The following is a 17,016-nucleotide window of genomic DNA, read 5'->3' as shown; positions in this document are numbered from 1 at the left end:
GCCGGGACAGCGGTGCACGCCGAGACGGTCGCCCGCCGGCACCGGACTCCCGGGCCACGGCCTCCGGGGCACGGTCTCCGGAGCACGATCCCCCGGCGCGGCCAGCACCCACCACGTCGACGACGTCGTACTGCGCGCGACCCGACGAGCGGTCTGACCGCGCTGCCGGATCCGCCGGGACCGCGGTGCACGCCGAGACGGTCGCCCGCCGGCGCCGGACTCCCGGGCCGCGGCCTCCGGGCCGCGGCCTCCGGGCCGCGGCCTCCGGGCCGCGGCCTCCGGAGCACGGCCTCCGCGCCGCGCCACCCGGACTGACAGCCCGTCCGCGGCGGACCGTCCGATCACCGGGTCGAGCCGGTCAGCCCTGAGCCGGAGCCGGCGGAGAAGCCGCCGCACATCCCCGCTGTCAGCCCTTGAGCGCCACGAGCACGCAACTGTCCCCCACCTGCCACACCGGGGCGACATGGCCGAAGCCCGCCTGGCGCAGCAGTTCGGCGTGCTGATCGAGGGTCAGATGGTGGTTGGCGTCGTCACCGCCCGGCACCGGGCGGCTCCGCTCCCGGCGCTCGAACAGGTCGGCCAGTTCGGGGTCGGCGGCCGCGTCCCTCCACCAGGACTCCCAGTCCTCGTGGCCGGGTGCCCCCGTGCGCTCGGCGCGGCACCGCCCCACATGGGCGGTCAGATGCGTGCAGGGCCCCGGGTCCGGAGGGAAGTGGTCCCCGTTCACCAGCGCCCCGCCGGGCCGCAGGAGGGCCGCGATGCTGCGGTAGGTCTCCAGCAGGACGGGGGCGGGCAGGTAGTGCAGGGCGGTCGTCGACACGGCGGCATCCGGACCGCGGTGCAGCCGAAGGGCGTCGGTCCAGCCGTCCGCGCCGATCACCGTGTCCACATAGCGGGCGGCGTCCCCGTAGTGTGTGCGCCCCAACTCCAGCAACACGGGGTCCATGTCGACGGCGACGATCTCCGCACCCGGCAGGCGGCGGGCGAGCCGGGCGGAGAGGGAACCGGGTCCGCAGCCCAGGTCGAGCAGGAGCGGCCGGGGACGGCCGGCGCAGACGTGCTCCACGACGTCGGAGATCACGGTGAATCGCTCCTCGCGGTCCACGGCGTAGTGCTGCTGCTGCCGTTCCCAGCGCTCCACCCATGTCCTGGCCGCCCCCATGCTCACACCCATTCCGTCCCGGCACCCCTTCCGTCTCCCACCCGATGCGGCTGCCACGCAATCTACAGGTGGAAACGGTTATCAGTTGCCCTAGGTCAAACGGCGTCACCCCAACGAAGCGAGTACGGTCAGCAGCCGGTCGATCTCCTCGCCGGTGTTGTATACGTGCAGGCTCACGCGGACGGACCGGTCCTCGTCGTCCGCCCCCGCCTGGCAGTGGCTGTCGGCCCGGACCATGAAGCCATGGCTGAAGAGGATGAAGCCGAGGTCGTGCGAGGGGATGTCGCGGTGCCGGAAGGCGACGATGCCGTGCCGGCGCTGCGCCGCGGGCAAAGCGGTGTCCGACGACAGGCTGGCGGGGCAGCCGAGGATCTCGTAGGCGTCCAGATGGCGCAGCCGGTCGGTCAGGCGGGTGGCCAGAGCGGCGACATGGGCGCAGACGCGGTCGACGCCCACCGCGTCCAGCCAGTCGAGTGCGGCCAGCAGCGAGACGACACCCACGGTGTTGGGGGTGCCCTGCCATCCGGCGGGCCGCAGCAGGGGGCCGCGGGTGTTGCGCGCCCACACCGCTCCGGTGCCCGGCAGCGCGAGCGCCTTGTGCCCGGAGAACACGACGAAGTCGACGTCGAGCGCCGGATCGCCGACCCGGAGGGGGAGGTGGCCGACGCTCTGGGCGGCGTCCAGGCAGATCGGCACCCGCGGACCGACGGCGGCGCGCAGCCGGTGGACGTTCATGTCGCCGCCGTAGACGTGGTGGACGTGCGTGGCGGCGACGAAGCGGGTGCGGGGCCCGACGGCCGAGGCGAGTGCGCGGTGGTCGTAGTCGCCGGACACCTCCTGGTACGGCAGGGCACGGACACGCACCTCGGTGCCGCGTGCGGCGAGCAGGCGCCGGGCCTCCAGCCACGGTTCGAGGTTGGCCCGGTGGTCGGCGAACGGCACCAGGATCTCGTCGCCGTCGTCGAGGTACTCCGTGAGCCAGTCGCGGGCGACGGTGCGCAGGCCCTCGGTGGCTCCGCTGGTGAAGTGGACGGTGGAGCGGTCCGGTTCCGGGTCGCCGAGGAACTCCCTGACCCGGTCGCGGGCCCGCTCGATCGCCGCGGTGGTCCGGTTGGCCCAGGGGTAGCTACCGCGGCCGGCGTTGGCGTTGGCGGACGTGAGGTAGCTCTGAACGGCGTCGAGGACGGCCCGGGGCTTCTGCGAGGTCGCCGCGCTGTCCAGGTAGGCCAGTTCCGGATGCGCGGTGATGATGGGGAACTGCGCCCTCACCGTCCGCTGCCAGGCCCCGTCCGCGTCCCGGTCTCCTCCGCTCATCGGGTCACTCCCGCACCAGCGGTGCGCCCGCGTCCCGCCAGGCGACGACGCCGCCCGCCAGGCTGCGCACGTCCGGGTGCCCCATGCGGGTCAGCAGCGCGGCGTAGCGCAGCGACTTCTCGCCCACGGGACAGGCCAGGAGCACCGGTGTCCGCTTGCTGAACGGCAGTCCGGTCCGCACCAGTTCCTCGAACAGCTCGTCGACGATGTTGACCGAGCCCTCGATGTGCAGTGCGGCGTAGGCGTGCGGCCCGCGCAGGTCGACCACCAGCGGGCGCGGGTCGCCGTCGGCCATCCAGCGCCGTGCCTCGCCCACTTCGACGGCCCGGCCCTCGGCGCGGACCTCGCCGTCGGTGAGCGCGGCGGCGGAGTGGCCGCGGCGCGCTGCTCCGAGCAGCTCCGGGCGCCGGCGGCGTACGTAGCTGAGGTAGCTCTCGGCCCGGTCGCAGACGATGAACACCGCGGTCCGGCGGCTGCCGGTGCCCGCCAGTTCGGCGTCGACGGACTCCAGATGCCGGACGGCTCCCCGGTACGCGGCACCGCCGGTCGGCCCCGACAGCAGCCCGCAGCGGCGGATGAGCGTGACCATTCCGTCGATGGCGTCCTGGGAGGTGACCGACGTGAGGGAGTCGTACGTCGCGGGGTCGAACAGGCCGACCTGGTGGACCTCGTCGATGGTGCGGATGCCGGGGATGAAGTCGGCCTTGTCGGCGACCAGCCCGAGGACGCGCACCCTCGGGTCGTGCTCGCGCAGCACCCGGGCGACACCGGTGGAGGATCCGGCGGTGCCCACACAGGCGATGAACCAGTCGGGGACGCGGCCGTCCAGGTCCTTGACGATCTCCGGTCCGGTCCCGGTCGCGTGCGCCTCGACGTTGCGCGGGTTGAAGTACTGGTCGGTGTGCAGATAGGTGCTGTCGGGTTCCGAGAGCGCCTGGTGGAAACGGGTCAGCGGATCGTCGGTGTCCGTCGGGTCAAGGCACTCGCTCTGACCGGGCAGTTCCTCGATCTCCGCCCCGAGGAGCAGCAGCAGCTCCTTGATCTCCGGGACGCGCATCCGGTTGGTCACGCTCCTGAACCTCAGCCCGTGCATCCCGGCCAGCAGGGCGAGGGCCTTGGCCGTGTTGCCGCTGGACAGCTCCACGACGGTGCCGTCGCCTCCGGCCCCCTGCTGGAGGTGCGGGCGGGCCATGAACCAGGCGGGCCTGTCCTTGACCGACCCGAACGGGTTGAGCATCTCCAGCTTGGCGAACAGGTCGATGTGGCGCAGCCCGTGTACGGACGGGTCGATGCGGACGAGGGGTGTGTTGCCGATGGCCTCGGTGATGGTGTCGTACCTCATGAGGGCACTCCCTGCGGGTCGGTGAGTGGCCAGTAGTCCTCGTCGGGGCACCAGCGCCAGGCTCCCTCTCCTCTCGCGACGGCCACCGTCCTGGCGACGGGCTGCCGTTGGGCGCGGTGTGCGTGGAAGTCCATGACGTATCCGGCCGTGTTCACGAACGCCAGCAGGTCCCCGGCGCACGGCAGCCGGGGCAGGTACACCAGCCGACGGGTGATCAGGTCGGCCTCCAGGCAGAGGTTGCCGACCAGGTGGACCCCGACGGGCCCGCCGCCGGACGGCTCGGGACGGCGGCCGTCCCCGCCGCCGTCGCGGGGCAGCAGGACGGGGTCGACGAGGACACCGTGCTCCTCCAGACTCACGTCTCCCGCGTTCATGCCGAGGCGCACCAGATGGCGGGCGGGGCCCTCCTCGGTGGGCCGCACGTCCAGCACCCGGGCCAGCGAGAGGCCGCACTGGTCGACGAGGGCGCGCCCCGGTTCGACGTACAGGTCGTTCAGATGCTCCAGCAGCAGCGTGGCGGGCGGGCGGCCCAGGGCCGGAGCAGGACGGGACAGGAGGGCGTCGAGGTAGCCGGGCCCGGCGACGGACCGGTGGGCGGGGTACAGCGCGGCCGTACCCCGCACCGTACCGCCCTCGTTGCGCAGCCCGTATCCGTGGCCGCGCCAGGTCAGGGACGGGCGCACACCGAGCACCGCCTCGCTCAGCGCGGTCGTCCACCGCTCCCACTCGCCGGCGTCGTCGACGTAGCCGACTCCGAACCCGCCGCCGATGTCCACGGCGCGCGGCCGCAGTCCCCTCCCCCGGCACTCGTCCATCAGCAGCACGCAGCGCTCCAGCGCTCTGGCCTTCTCCTCCGGCGCGGTGGTGTCGAGGTGGTAGGCCAGTCCGGTCAGTTCGACGGCGTCCGCGTACCGCTCCAGCGCCTCCCACACCTCGCCGGACCTGCCCACCGGGGTGCCGAAACGGCTGCGGCGCGACAGCACCCGCGTACCGGATCCGGTGGGCCCGGCGTCCGACTCGAACTCCGACAACCGCACCAGCACGTCCACCCGGCCGAGTCCGTGCCTCCGGACGAGATGCGCCAGTTGCTCCAGTTCGCCGGCCGAGTCCAGGTTGACCGTCGCCCCCACCCGTGCCGCCAGCCACAGGAAGTCCCGGTCCTTGGGGCCGGTGGCCATCACCCGATCGCCCGTGAACCCGCAGCCCAGCGCGTGCCGCAGCTCGTCCAGCGAGGCCACGTCGATCCCGACCGCGGCGGGGTCGCAGGCGGCCAGCCTCCGCACCAGGGCGCTGGAACGATTGGCCTTGTGCGCGAAGTACACCCGCCCGGCGAGGTGGTGGCGCCGGTAGACGGACCGGAAGCGTTCGGCGTTCTCGGCGACGACCTCCGGGAGGAGCACGTTCAGCGGCGATCCGAGCGCGTCGCACAGCGCGTGCAGGAACGGCGCGTCCTGAAGAAGCGAGGCGAGCGGTGGCTCCACCCGCGGCCGCAGATACAACGGCGCGTCCATCACCGAGCACCCCCCTGGTCAGACCGTCGCCGCCGCGTCGCCACGACGACCGCTCCGCTGTAGTCGTATCCCTCCGCAGGCATCGCTAAGCCAAGACGGGCGAGGAGTTCGAAGCCGCCCGCGGAAGGGCCCCGGCACGCGGTGCACCGGCACCGGCACCGGCACCGGGCGGCTCGGCGCAACTCGGGGTGAAGGATCACGTGGTGCTCTCCTCGTGGGCGTGGCGGGTGCCGAGGGCCGGTCCGTAAACGATCCAGTCCCGGCCCGGTGCGGCACCGAGGGCGGCGCCGAGGTCCGCCTGCTGCCAGGAGCCGACGACCGGGGCCCGCGGGGCCGTTTCCCCACGGCGCACTTCGGCCGCGGATCGTTGCGCCGCTCCCCCGGTTCCGCGCCCCACGGGCGGTTCAGCGCAGTTGGAGAACCGAGACGGCGAGGCCGAGCAGTCCCAGGACCAGTCCCATCGCCTCCCAGGGATGCCGTCGGAGGAAGCCCCAACCGTGCGATCCCGCACCGGCCGCCGGGAGGCTCGGCTCGAGCCCGGCCAGGCCGCCGGCGAGTTCGGTGGGTGCCGAGAACAGGATGCGCCGGCCGTCGTCGGCCCGGCCGGTGTTGAGTTCACGTTCGCTGATCCAGCGGTCGGCGGGCCCGAGCAGGAGCCGTGGGCGACGGGTCCTCAGATGGAAGACGACGATGCGGTAGCGGGTGAGAACCCCGGATGTGCGGGAAACCATCAGGCGTTCGAACCGCTGGAGTTCGGTGAGCGTGTCGCCGTCATGGTCGAAGGAGAAGTCGGTGAGTTCCTCCTCCAGTTCCCGGACCATCGTGTGTCCGATCGTCAGGTCGTCGGGGCGGCGATGCCCACCGATCAGCTGGTACTGGCGCGACCGCGCGTCGTACTGCACCAGATACCGGCTCTCGCCTCCTCGCGCCTCCTCCTTGATCACGGCCTGGACGATCTCGGCGCTCGCCAGCGGCGGAGCGGAGGCTCCCCTCTCCGCGAAGCGGCGGCTCTCGACGGCGAACAGGAACCGGGGACCCGACAGGACCGCCTCGCCGCCGGCCGAGGTGTCGGCGCCGGCTTCGGCCCTTCCCCAGTTGAGGAGGACGTCGAGTCCCTGGTCGAGGTGTTCGGCCAGACTCAGGATGCAGCCGTGCGCGATGGATGTCGCGGCCCTGAACAGCGGTTCGCCGCCCGGACCGGTTTCGAGGTCCAGCACGCCGAGGACCCCCAGCACGCCCATGGCGGCCTCGACTCCGGGAACGTCCCGGTCGTCCAGCCCGGCGCGTCCCGCCAGTTCCGACGGGTCGATCGCCGGCTCCGAGACCGGCGGGACGGCTCTGAGGATCCGGGCGACACCCTGCCCGTACGGCGCGCCTCCGGTGGTCTGTGCCATGAGTCCCCCTTCACTGTCGCGTTTCCGGTCCCGGAGCCGGGCCGCCGCCGGCGGGCCCCGCGGGTCCCGTGCGCGCGGGCCGCGGGCACGGGTCCCGTGACGGGTACGGGCCTCGTGGAGCACAACGGAGGCCGTCTCTTCTTCCGTACGGCGGGGCGGGGCGAGGCGCTGGTCTTCGTCCACGGCTTCACCCTCGACAGCCGCCTCTGGTCCCGGCAGTTCGAGCACTTTCGGAGCGGTTTCCGCGTGGTCGCCTACGACTGCCGGGGGTTCGGCCGGTCATCGGTGCCGACCGGGCCCTACTCCCCCGCCGACGATCTCCGCAGCGTGCTCGACCATCTGGGGATCGCCAGGGCGCACCTGGTCGGGCTGTCCATGGGGGGCCGGATCGCGGTCGACTTCGCCACGGCCCACCGCGGGCGGGTCGGCTCCCTCTGCCTGATCGGCAGCGACGTCGGAGGGTACCGGTTCTCCTTCGACTGGGACCCGCCGGGCGGCACTCTCGGGGAGATGCGCGCGGCATGGCTGGCCGGCGCCGTCTTCGACGGGGTCCGCGCCACACCCGAACTGCTGCGGAGCGTGCGGGAGATGGTCATGGACTACAGCGGTTTCCACTGGCGCGCGCACGATCCCCGGGAGCCCGACCGGGACGCCGTCCACCTGCTGCACCGGATCACCGCACGGACCCTGGTCGTCGTGGGCGAGAACGACCTTCCCGACTTCCACGCCGTCGCGGGGCTCCTTGCCGACCGGATCCCGCGGGCCGGTCTCACCGTGGTGCCCGGGGCCGGGCATCTGCTCCCCCTCGAACGCGCCGGCACCTGCAACGGGCTCATCGCGCGTCACCTCGCAGGCTCCGCCGACGGCAGCCGGCCGCCCCGGCCCCGTTCCACGTAGCGCTTCCAGGCCCCCGACCGGTACCAGTCCCCGCCGAACCCGGAGATCACCGGCGGACGTTCCAGGCACGCGAGGCCGCGCCAGAACGCGTCCACCAGGCCGCTGTAGCGCACGGCGGTCCACAGATCCGCCCGGGTGAAGGGCGGCCCGCCGGTCCTGGCCACACGGATGTCGTATCCGCCGCGATAGTGGTTGCCTCCCACCGAGAGGGGCTCCCGCCACAGCTGTGCGCCCGGCGCCCTGATCGAGTGGCGGACGCCGGCGGCGACGTGGCCGCCGTGCCAGAGGTCGGCGTGCTCGGCGAGGTCCGGCATCGTCGGAGGAAGGAAGTAGTGCCGCCGCGCAGGCACCTCGGCGCGGGTGAAGTTGCCCGGGACGAAGTGCCAGCGGTTGTACTGCATGCGCTGGCTGACCGACCACAGCAGCGTCACCAGCTCGTGTTCCGGCCGCCGCCCCGCGAAGCCCGGGTGCGGGAGCACACAGCAGAAGAAGTCGGGTCTGCGCAGCGCGAGCACCCCGGAGATCCGGTCCGGCGCGGCGGCCCCGAGCCGCGTCAGATCGCGGACCGCGCTGCTCATCCCGTAGTCCGCCCGGAGGTCCAGCACGGCCGCCATGACGATCAGCGCCAGCAGCTCTTCGGCGTCTCCGCCGCCGAGCGCCAGCTCCGCGGCGGCCCGCGAGACGAGCGCTTCGGCGGGCAGTCCGGTGGGGTTCGCCAGGGCGGGAATCCCGCGCCCCAGGCCCGCGAGGGCCGCGGGGAGGCGGTCGTGGGCCCTCTCCGCGGCGGGCACCCCGGCGAGGATCTCGCGCTTCCCGAAGGCCGGAGCGGAGATCCGCCGGAAGCACAGCGCACCGGAGGCGTGCACCGCGGTCCTGAGCGCGGCCGCCTCCGCCGCGAGGTCCTGGAGCGGTCGTCCGGCCGTGTCGGGGCGGACCGGGACGCCCAGCGCCCCCGCGTACCCGCGCAGCCGGGAGACCAGCCATCGGCGCAGTCCCAGGGCGCTCAGCTGCCGCCCGTTGAACTCCTCGAAGCAGACCGGTCCTCCTGCCGTGAAGAGCAGGTGGGCGGCGGCGACGAACAGCCGGTCGGCCCGCGGCCAGTCGGCGACGGGAACACCGGCGAGCCCCTCGAGGATCCCGTCCCGCAGAAGGGTGTTGCTCGCGGCGTCGGACCTGGAGTAGATCCGCCTGCCGACGTAGAGGAGAACCGTCTCGACCCGCTCGACCCAGTCGGTGACCTGCCCGAGCCGCTCGGTGAGCCTCCCCTCCCTCTCCCATGCCCGGAGGATGCGGTCCAGTTCCCGCTGTTCCAGCCGCTCTTCCTGCCGCCAGGCCGTGTGGCGCTCCTCGGCCCGCTCCCTCGCCGCCTCTCCGACCCGCATCGCCGCGAGGATGTCGGCGTCGGGCAGCTCGTCGAGTTCGTCCCGCAGCAGGAGGGACAGCTTCCCCTGCCGCGAGTAGGCGACGAAGACGTCGCCGTCCCGGGCGGACGGGGCCGACAGCCGCAGCCGTTCGTCCCCCATGACCTCGTGGAGCAGATGCCGTTCCCGCTCGGTCAGGCCCGCCGCCCCGTCCTCGTACGGCAGCCGGCCGCCGAGGGTGATGAGCCGGACGAGCACCGTGTAGGCGGGGCGGTCCTCCCGCACCTCGCGGCGCAGATCGCGGAACAGGTCGCCCGCGGAGAGCCCGGTGCTCCTGCGCCCGCCGCCGGCCATCAGGCGCTCTCCCGCCGTGAGCGGCCGTTGACGTCCCCCGCCCGGATCATGATTTCCTGGGGCACTCCGGCGGCTGCCTCCAGCGCCGCCGCGATCCTGGTCCGCCAGCCGTCCGCGAGCCGTTCCGGGATACGGGGTGGGCTGGACTCGACGACCCCCTCGCAGTCGGGCGTTCCGCACGAGCACGCGAAGCTCCACGGCTCGTCGAAGCGGAAGGTCCGGTAGTCGCAGCAGACCTCCTGGCCGCGGCGGATGTCGACGACGGCGATCCCCGCGGAGAGGCCGAAGTCCAGCACCGCCGGCCGGCATGAATGGTTGAACAGGTGAGCGCCGTGGCAGGGGGTGATCAGGCCCGCGTCGGCACGCCGGTAGCCGTACTCGTGGAGCCAGTCGACCACCGCCGGCGGCGCCGTCCGCTGGCTGACGCCGTCCATGACACGGCATCGAGGGCAGGGCGCCCAGAGCGCGGTTCCCAGGGGGATGTCGGTGAGAGCGACGACCCCGGAGCCGTGGATCCCGCTGACGCCGGGGTGGAGCGATGAGTGGAGTGTCATGACGGCTCCAGGATCGAGTCGAGCGTCCGTTCCGCTTCGAGGACTTCGGCCCCGTCCCCGCCGACGACGAGATAGCGCCATCTGCCGTCGATCTCGGTCGTGTCGGCGGTGAGGACCACCCTGGTCGGGCCCTGGGCGAGGCCCGCGGACTCGATGGCGCGGACCACCGTGCCGAAGCCGGGGCCGCGGCCGCGGCCGCGGCCGCCCCGGCGGACGTCCGCGAGCCAGTACGGCGAGTCCCGTCCGGTGAGCCGGCGTGCGAGTTCCTCCAGACAGGTGCCGCCCGTGCGCCGGACGTTCGCCTCCGTCACGACGTAGCCCCCCGGCAGAAGGCAGCAGTCCACGTCGAACACCCCGCGGTAGCCCTCGCCGTGCAGCCACGAGCCGACGGCGAGCGCCGCCTCGTGCGCGACCGCGGCACCCCGCGGCGCGGCGGGCGCCGTCATCCCGGTCCAGGCGTTGTCCGCGGTCCGCTGGTCGCAGCTGGAGAAGGGTACGGGCCCGTGCTCCTCGACGATCATCTCGGCGCTGGGCACCGACACGAAGTCCAGGAACTCCTCGTAGACCCAGCCGCATCCGCGCCCGGGCCGGTGTTCCGCGGTCCCGGTGAGCCACCCGGTCCGGGACAGCGAGTCTCCGGCGTGCACGACCGCCGTCCCGTACCCGTTCGAGGAGCGGTCGATCTTGACGATCGCCGCGGGACGCTCCTTGAGGAACCCGCCCAGCAGAGCACGCAGTTCCGGCAGTGTCGCGGCGTGGCCGCCGGGAGCCACCGGGAGTCCGAGTGACCGCGCGATCGCACGGAACCCGCTCTTGGTGTTGATGTCCCGTACCGCCCGCAGCGTCCTCTCGCCGGGAATCCGGTCGTAGCCGGCGACCGGTGTCCCGGTGCGCCCGGCGAAGTCCACGACCCGGCGGTCCAGTACGAAGGGCAGCAGTTCGGACCGCGCCACCACCTTCTCCACCGCGCCCCGCCGCTCGACCAGGTCGAGGGCGTGACCGGTGAAGACCTCGTCGGGCTGGACCAGCTCGACCAGGCCGAGGTCGATGCCGAGGGTCCGTTCCACGTAGTCGCGGAACGCCGGGCGGCAGGGCGCCTGCACGACCACGCAGTCGCCCGGGCGCGCGAGCCACAGTTTCCGCGGCGTCACCGACGCCATGGCCCGCGCGTAGGACGGCGGCGCGTTCTCGATCATGACGTCGTTGACCAGATTCCCCAGCAGTGTCCGACTGCTCCTCCCGGCCGCGCTCATGCCGTCTCCTCGGAGCGGCCGGGGCGGCGCGCGTGGAACACGGCGTGCCCGGCGTACAGCCAGCAGACGTCCGCGTCGGCGAAGCCGGCCCGGGCGAGCCAGGTCAGGTGCTCACCGACCCCGGAAGGGCGGTCGACGGGGTCGGGGAACCTGAAGGTGTTCCACCGGGCGGACTCGAAGGGCAGGGTCGCCGCCGGATCGGCCGCGGCCACCTCCGCGTCCCAGCGTGCCGCGGCGAGGGCCAGCGGCGCCGGGCCCACCGGTGACACCAGGTCGGCCATCACGAACGCCCCGCCCGGTGCCAGCGCGGCACGGACCCTGCGGTACAGGGCCTGTTTGGCGCGGTCGTCGAGGTGGTGGACGGCCAGCGAGGTGACGACCGCTCCGTAGGGCCCGCCGCCCGGGGCGCCGTCCTCCTCCCCGCCGACCCGGCACAGGGCCCCGCCCTCCTCCATCCCGACCCGGCACAGGGCCCCGTCCTCCTCCATCCCGACCCTGCGCAGGGCGACGCGCTCGGCGAAGCCCGCCAGCCGGATCCGGGCGAGCCGGAGCATCCGAGCCGACGCGTCGACGGCGGTCACCCGGACCTCGGGCAGCCGGCCGAGCAGCCGCTCGGTGAGTCTGCCGTCCCCGCAGCCCAGCTCCAGAACGACCGGCCGCGGCAGCTCGCCGAGCAGGTCGCAGACGATGTCGAGCTGTTCCCTCCGCCGGGGCACGAACGCGTCTCCGTACCTCACGAACAGGGCGGTGTCGTCGTCCAGCCAACCGGTGCTCATGTTCCCCTCCCCACGGTCAACGCCCCGCGCTCTGCGAGCCAGCCGGCGACCTGCCGGCAGCCGGCGGGTACGTCCAGACCCGCTCGCGGGCACCGCAGCCCCCGGGCCAGCCAGTCCCGCACCTCCACGCGGTCGGGCACCCGGACGGACGCCCCCAGCGCGGCGATCCGCAGGACCCCGCCGTCGCCGTGCCAGAGCACCGGCGCCCGCAGCCGGGCCGGACCTGCGAGCGGTCCGCCGGTGCGCGCCGGCCTCGGTGGCCGCATGCCGAGCGCGGAAAGCGTCGCCAGCATGTCCGCGGCGGTGCCGTCCGAGGCGGTATGACACCGGTAGTCCTCCAGCCAGTCGCCCGGCACCTCGCCGGCGAAGCGGTCCGACCAGGAGCGCAGCACGGGCCCCGGGCACGCGGCCCCCCGCCCGTAGGAGGCCACGTTCAGGGCGAGCGAGGGCCCGCCCTCCGACCGGCCCACGTGCCAGGTCCCCGCCTCCCAGGCGAAGCCCTGCCCGGGTGCCGCGGTGAGGCTCTCGGCCCGGTGCCGGTGGTCTCGCGGAGCGAGGCCGGACAGGTACTGCTCCTGTGCTCCGCTCTCGGGGTCCCTGTCCTCCCGGACGGGCGTTTCCGGCGGCAGCCAGGCGTCCCCGGCCCAGAAGTCCATGGTCTTCCTGCCTTCGACGACAAGATGGAGGTTGGAGCAGGCCTCCCGGTGGATACCCCCGGGTGTCTCCCCGTAACGGCCGTAGAAGACCTCCGCCTCGACCCGTCCCTGGGGCAGCCCCCGCCTCGCGAACCACGGTTCCAGCCCGGTGACCAGGGCCCGGAAGAGCGTCCGGTCGTGGGTCTGTGCCGCGCCGGCCCACGCGAACACGTCGTGCGCCGCTCCTTCCGCCGGCCGCTTGCCGCGCCACGCGCCCGGCCGCTCCTCGGGCTCGCCTCGCACGAACAGCTTCGTGCGCGGTACGGCGGCGCTCCGCGCGGACGCGGCGAAGGCCCGGTCCAGTACCCGGCGTACCCGTCCGGGCGTGACCTCGGGGAGATGCCAGCGCACACCGGAGACCGCAGCCGGCTCCCGGGACGGGGCGATCGCGGGCCGCCTCACTGCTCCGCCTCCCCGGGGACCGGTGGATAGCGGTGACGGGCTCCCCCGCGGTCCGTCACCAGATACGAACCGTCCGCCGACCGTTCGAGGTAGTCGCTGCCGATCGGCACCTTGCCGTGTCCGCCCGGTATGTCCAGGACGTAGGTGGGCTGGCAGAGCCCGGAGACATCGCCCCGCAGCCGGCGGACGATGCCCCTGCCCTCCTCGATTCCCGTGCGGAAGTGCCCCGTCCCCCGGGCGAGGTCCGCGTGGTGCAGGTAGTAGGGCTTCACCCGGTGCTCGACGAGTTCCCGGAACAGCTCCTCCAGCGCCCTCGGACTGTCGTTCACCCCGCGGAGCAGCACGGTCTGGCTCAGCAGCGGAACACCCCGGTCGGCGAGCGCCCCGAGCGCCGCCGACGCCTCCTCGCCGATCTCCCGGCGATGGTTGCAGTGCAGGACGATCCAGACCGGCATGCGGCGTTTCAGGACGGACAGCAGCCGGGGCCGGATCCGCTCCGGGGAGACGACGGGGACCCGGGTGTGGATCCGGACCACCCTCACATGGGCGATGCCGTCGAGAGCGTCCAGCAGCCGGCCCAGGCGCGCGGGCGGGAGCATCAGCGGGTCGCCGCCGGTGAGGATGACCTCCCAGACCTCCTCATGGCCGCGGATGTAGTCGAGGGCCGCCGCGAGATCCTCGTCGGGCAGGATCCCGTGCTCCGGTCCCACGACCTCCCTCCGGAAGCAGAAGCGGCAGTAGACCGGGCACATCCCGAGCGGCTTGAGCAGGACGCGGTCCCGGTACCGGTGGGTCACGCCGGTCAGCGGACTGAACCGTTCGTCCCCGATGGGATCGGTCAACTCCTCTGCGGAGACGATGAGTTCACTGGCAGTGGGCACGAACTGCGCGGCCACCGGGTCGTCCGCGCCCTGGCCGAGGCGCCTTCTGACAGCCGGGCTGATCGCGATCGCGTACCGCTCGGCCACCTCCTCCAGAGCCTTGGCGTCCGCGGTGAGTCCGGCGGCCGCCAGGCCGCCGACGGTGCGTATCGTCGTGTGGTCATCCGTCATGTCCGGTCCGCTCTCCCTTCTCGTTGCCGACCACTCCCAGGGGACCTCGGGCGACATCCGGGCTCAATACCGGTGCGGGATGTCCAGACAGGTTCGGACAACTCCGTTGTCCGGCCTTCGCTCAACTCCGTTGTCCGGCCTTCGCTATGCTGCCCGCAGAGCCCTACGCATCTGCCCTGGCGGTTGACCTTGCTCGACGACCCTGCCCGTCCCGATCCCCTGCGCATCGCGACGCGCAAGGACTTCGGCCGCGAACTCACCCTCGTCAAGGACGCCTCGGGTCACACCGTCCGCCGGCTGGCCGGCGAACTGGGCGTCCCCCCCAGCACCCTCGGCGGCTACTTCGCCGGCACCCATCTCCCGGGCCTCCACCCACCGGGGCTGCTCCTCCGGTTGCTGCAAGCCTGCGGGGTGGCCGATCCCGGGGTTCTGGAGGAATGGCACCGGGCCTACTGGCGGGTCAAGCGGGCGGCCGACGAACACGCCGGCCAGGGGAGCCGCGGGGCGGGGCCCGACCAGGCCGGGTCCGCAGAGCCCTCTCGGCCACCGCTCCTCGCCGACGGTTCGCGGCTCGTCTCGGTCTCGACGCGGCCTCCGCTGGGCCGGGTCGGCGGCGACCCGGAGATCCGTGGCCGTGACGCTCTGGTGGGCGCGCTCGCCGGGGTGATCGGGAGTGCCTCGCTGCTGCGAGACGAACCGAGCATCCACGTCCTGCACGGACTCGGTGGCTGCGGCAAGAGCACCGTGGCCCTGGCCACCGCCAGAGCCGCGATGGCCGCCGGAGTCCGCACCTGGTGGCTGGTCGCCGACGACGTCGCGGTGCTCACCGCCGGCATGCTGTCCATCGCCATGGAACTGGGCGCGGACCCGGACGAGTTGCGTCTCGGCAGCCTCCAGGACATCGTCTGGCGGCTGCTCGGGGGACTTCAGGAGCGGTGGCTCCTGGTCCTGGACAACGCCGACGACCCGCCGGGCGCGCTCTCGCTGAACGGCCGACCGGTGACCGACGGCACCGGATGGCTCCGGGACGCGGGGCGCAGTCTCGGGACCGTCGTCGTCACCAGCTGCGACAGAAGCGAGTCGAGCTGGGGCGCCCCTCCCCCGCCGTGGCTGGCGCTGCACGAGGTCGAGTGCCTGCCGCCGGATCTCGGCGCGGACCTGCTCATCGAACTCACGGGCCAGGGCGGCGACCTCGGCGCGGAGACCGGGGCCGCCATGCTCGCCGAGCGGCTCGGCGGGCTTCCGCTGGCTCTGGTCCTGGCCGGACGCTACCTGGCCGAGATAGCCGGAATGCCCGGAAGCTGGATCACCCCGGACCTTCCCAGGGGGTTCGGCGGCTATGCGCAGGCCCTGGACCGGGGCACGGAACCGGCGGCGCTACTGGCGACGGCGGCGGCGACCCCTCCCACCAGGCCGGAGCACATGACGGTCAGCCGCACCTGGGAGCTGTCCCTGGACCTGCTCGCCGATCGCGGCTTGGCCGAGGCCCGCAGGCTCCTCCAGTTCCTGGCCTGTCTGGGCTCCGCGCCCGTCCCCTACGAACTCGTCCTGAACGCCCGGGCCATGTCGGCCTCGCCGCTGTTCGGGACGCTGTCGCCCCGGCTGGTCTGGGAGACGCTGCGCGGGCTCGAAGCCCTCGGGCTGCTCGACCTCACCACCTCGCCGGCCGGGGAGGCGAACGGCGAGGGGGCGGTACGTCTGCTGGTGCTGCACCCCGTGGTCCGGGACGTCTCCCGCTGGCACGCGGACGTCCGCGCCATGAGCGGCGACTTCGTCGCCCTGGCCGTCGCCCTGCTCGACTCCGCGGTGGAGGACGCCGATCCCAAGCATCCGCAGGACTGGGCCCGGTGGAGCCTGCTCACCGACCACTGCGCCGCACCACTCGACCTGATCGACGACCACGGCCTTCAAGCCGGGGTGGCCCTGCCGTCGGCGGTGGACCTCGCCAACCGGGCGGCGGGATACCTGCGCGCCGTCGGCCAGCTCGGGCGTTCCGAGGCAGCCTACGCACAGGCCGGGTCGACCGCGGCCCGCGTGCTGCGCCCGGAGGACCCGCGGCTGCTGACGATCCTGCACGACACGGCCAGGCTCCACTACGACCAGGGCCGCCTGCGGGAAGCGGAACAGGGGTTCCGGGAGGTCCTGGACCTCCGGCAGCGGCACCTCGGTCGTGATCATCCTGACACGCTGACCTCCCGGCACCACCTCGCCCGGACCCTGCTGGCGCGGGGTGTGCCGACGGAAGCCGGGGCACTCTTCGAGAGCACGTTCCGCACCCGCTCGGCAGTCCTCGGCGAAACCCATCCCGACACGCTGACCAGCCATCACGGCATCGCCGACCAGCTGAGCGCCGAGGGGGACCACCGCGGTGCCCGGCAGGTCTACGAACGCGTCCTGGCGTCCAGGACCGAGCACCTGGGCCCGGGGCATCCGGCGACGCTGGTGACCCGCCACTACCTGGCCCGGACGCGGTACCGGCTGGGCGAGCACACCGAGGTGGCCGGGGAGCTGCGGGCGCTGGCCGACACCAACAGCGGACTCCGCGGCGCCGACCACCCCAGGACGCTGTCGGTCCTCGGGACACTGGCGGATCTGCTGCACGACTCCGGGCAGCTCGACGAGGCCAGGGAACTGGCGGCGTCACTCGTCGAGCGGCGTCGCAGGCTGCTGGGGAACGCCCATCGGGCGACACTGGCGAGCAGGTACCGGCTCGGGCTGATCCTGTTCGACCTCGGCGATGTGGACCACGCGGAGGAGACTCTCGCCGACGTGCTGGTCGATCGCCAACGCACCCACGGGCTGCGGCATCCCGACACGGTCATGACACGGGAGACGCTCGCCGCCGTACGCCGCCGCCGGCCCTGAGGCGTGTGGTGGGAGTCCCTCCCGCCCTGCGGACGGACGGAGCCGCTCTCCCCCGGCACGCCCTGTCCGGGCAGCGCAACCGGA

The 17,016-nt window shown here is 73.4% G+C and carries 14 protein-coding genes; 2 read left to right on the top strand and 12 right to left on the bottom strand.

The features are described from left to right. Positions 1-406 precede the first annotated feature (406 nt). From DDQ41_RS28920 to DDQ41_RS28900, 6 genes are all read right to left on the bottom strand, one after another. A complete protein-coding gene (locus DDQ41_RS28920) occupies positions 407-1,174 on the bottom strand; it encodes a class I SAM-dependent methyltransferase (protein ID WP_109297108.1) in 768 nt (255 codons plus the stop codon). Between the two features lie 93 nt (positions 1,175-1,267). Next, positions 1,268-2,476 carry an aminotransferase class V-fold PLP-dependent enzyme gene (locus tag DDQ41_RS28915; protein WP_109297107.1) on the bottom strand — a complete coding sequence of 403 codons (1,209 nt, stop codon included), beginning with the start codon at positions 2,474-2,476 and terminating at the stop codon, positions 1,268-1,270. Positions 2,477-2,480: 4 nt separating this feature from the next. Next, positions 2,481-3,818: a pyridoxal-phosphate dependent enzyme gene (locus DDQ41_RS28910; RefSeq protein WP_109297106.1), complete on the bottom strand. Its 1,338-nt coding sequence runs from the start codon at positions 3,816-3,818 to the stop codon at positions 2,481-2,483. Next, positions 3,815-5,329 (bottom strand): Y4yA family PLP-dependent enzyme, encoded by a 1,515-nt coding sequence (locus DDQ41_RS28905; RefSeq protein WP_109297105.1) that lies wholly within the window; start codon positions 5,327-5,329, stop codon positions 3,815-3,817. Before DDQ41_RS28905 ends, DDQ41_RS28910 begins: the two co-directional genes overlap by 4 nt. Positions 5,330-5,525: 196 nt before the next feature. Further along, complete coding sequence (locus tag DDQ41_RS31505; protein ID WP_162602598.1) at positions 5,526-5,681, bottom strand: hypothetical protein; 156 nt, start codon at positions 5,679-5,681, stop codon at positions 5,526-5,528. Positions 5,682-5,733: 52 nt separating this feature from the next. Beyond that, positions 5,734-6,723 carry a hypothetical protein gene (locus tag DDQ41_RS28900; RefSeq protein ID WP_162602757.1) on the bottom strand — a complete coding sequence of 330 codons (990 nt, stop codon included), beginning with the start codon at positions 6,721-6,723 and terminating at the stop codon, positions 5,734-5,736. Positions 6,724-6,837: 114 nt separating this feature from the next. On the opposite strand from DDQ41_RS28900, the gene DDQ41_RS28895 reads away from it, so the two are divergent. Next, entirely contained in the window at positions 6,838-7,620 is a 783-nt protein-coding gene (locus tag DDQ41_RS28895; protein WP_162602756.1) for an alpha/beta fold hydrolase, read from the top strand. On the opposite strand, the gene DDQ41_RS28890 is transcribed toward DDQ41_RS28895, so the two are convergent. From DDQ41_RS28890 to DDQ41_RS28865, 6 genes are read right to left on the bottom strand one after another with little or no spacing between them, the layout of a single operon-like run. After that, the gene (locus DDQ41_RS28890; protein WP_109297102.1) at positions 7,566-9,335 is read right to left on the bottom strand and encodes a hypothetical protein; all 1,770 of its coding nucleotides are present in this window, start codon (positions 9,333-9,335) and stop codon (positions 7,566-7,568) included. The two genes, DDQ41_RS28895 and DDQ41_RS28890, sit on opposite strands and share 55 nt — an antisense overlap. Continuing rightward, positions 9,335-9,889, bottom strand: a complete 555-nt coding sequence (locus tag DDQ41_RS28885) for an SET domain-containing protein (protein ID WP_109297101.1) — start codon at positions 9,887-9,889, stop codon at positions 9,335-9,337. The genes DDQ41_RS28890 and DDQ41_RS28885 overlap by 1 nt, the downstream gene beginning before the upstream one ends. Then, the gene (locus tag DDQ41_RS28880) at positions 9,886-11,142 is read right to left on the bottom strand and encodes a preATP grasp domain-containing protein (RefSeq protein WP_109297100.1); all 1,257 of its coding nucleotides are present in this window, start codon (positions 11,140-11,142) and stop codon (positions 9,886-9,888) included. The genes DDQ41_RS28885 and DDQ41_RS28880 overlap by 4 nt, the downstream gene beginning before the upstream one ends. After that, positions 11,139-11,918, bottom strand: a complete 780-nt coding sequence (locus DDQ41_RS28875) for a class I SAM-dependent methyltransferase (RefSeq protein WP_109297099.1) — start codon at positions 11,916-11,918, stop codon at positions 11,139-11,141. The genes DDQ41_RS28880 and DDQ41_RS28875 overlap by 4 nt, the downstream gene beginning before the upstream one ends. Then, on the bottom strand, positions 11,915-13,015 hold the full coding sequence (locus DDQ41_RS28870) for a hypothetical protein (RefSeq protein ID WP_109297098.1): 1,101 nt from the start codon (positions 13,013-13,015) through the stop codon (positions 11,915-11,917). Before DDQ41_RS28870 ends, DDQ41_RS28875 begins: the two co-directional genes overlap by 4 nt. Then, positions 13,012-14,067: a lysine-2,3-aminomutase-like protein gene (locus tag DDQ41_RS28865; RefSeq protein ID WP_109297097.1), complete on the bottom strand. Its 1,056-nt coding sequence runs from the start codon at positions 14,065-14,067 to the stop codon at positions 13,012-13,014. Before DDQ41_RS28865 ends, DDQ41_RS28870 begins: the two co-directional genes overlap by 4 nt. A 183-nt stretch (positions 14,068-14,250) precedes the next feature. On the opposite strand from DDQ41_RS28865, the gene DDQ41_RS28860 reads away from it, so the two are divergent. Further along, positions 14,251-16,932, top strand: coding sequence for a tetratricopeptide repeat protein (locus DDQ41_RS28860; protein ID WP_162602755.1), 2,682 nt, complete (start codon positions 14,251-14,253; stop codon positions 16,930-16,932). The last annotated feature ends 84 nt before the right edge of the window (positions 16,933-17,016 follow it).

Origin of the sequence: Streptomyces spongiicola (genome assembly GCF_003122365.1) — a bacterium.
Taxonomy (GTDB): domain Bacteria; phylum Actinomycetota; class Actinomycetes; order Streptomycetales; family Streptomycetaceae; genus Streptomyces; species Streptomyces spongiicola.
This window is presented reverse-complemented; position numbering and strand designations above follow the sequence as displayed.

Excerpts from the sequence above, each read along its gene's own strand:
- DDQ41_RS28920 (WP_109297108.1), bottom strand. The coding sequence starts at position 1,174 with ATGGGTGTGAGCATGGGGGCGGCCAGGACATGGGTGGAGCGCTGGGAA.
- DDQ41_RS28915 (WP_109297107.1), bottom strand. The coding sequence starts at position 2,476 with ATGAGCGGAGGAGACCGGGACGCGGACGGGGCCTGGCAGCGGACGGTG.
- DDQ41_RS28910 (WP_109297106.1), bottom strand. The coding sequence starts at position 3,818 with ATGAGGTACGACACCATCACCGAGGCCATCGGCAACACACCCCTCGTC.
- DDQ41_RS28905 (WP_109297105.1), bottom strand. The coding sequence starts at position 5,329 with ATGGACGCGCCGTTGTATCTGCGGCCGCGGGTGGAGCCACCGCTCGCC.
- DDQ41_RS28900 (WP_162602757.1), bottom strand. The coding sequence starts at position 6,723 with ATGGCACAGACCACCGGAGGCGCGCCGTACGGGCAGGGTGTCGCCCGG.
- DDQ41_RS28890 (WP_109297102.1), bottom strand. The coding sequence starts at position 9,335 with ATGGCCGGCGGCGGGCGCAGGAGCACCGGGCTCTCCGCGGGCGACCTG.
- DDQ41_RS28885 (WP_109297101.1), bottom strand. The coding sequence starts at position 9,889 with ATGACACTCCACTCATCGCTCCACCCCGGCGTCAGCGGGATCCACGGC.
- DDQ41_RS28880 (WP_109297100.1), bottom strand. The coding sequence starts at position 11,142 with ATGAGCGCGGCCGGGAGGAGCAGTCGGACACTGCTGGGGAATCTGGTC.
- DDQ41_RS28875 (WP_109297099.1), bottom strand. The coding sequence starts at position 11,918 with ATGAGCACCGGTTGGCTGGACGACGACACCGCCCTGTTCGTGAGGTAC.
- DDQ41_RS28865 (WP_109297097.1), bottom strand. The coding sequence starts at position 14,067 with ATGACGGATGACCACACGACGATACGCACCGTCGGCGGCCTGGCGGCC.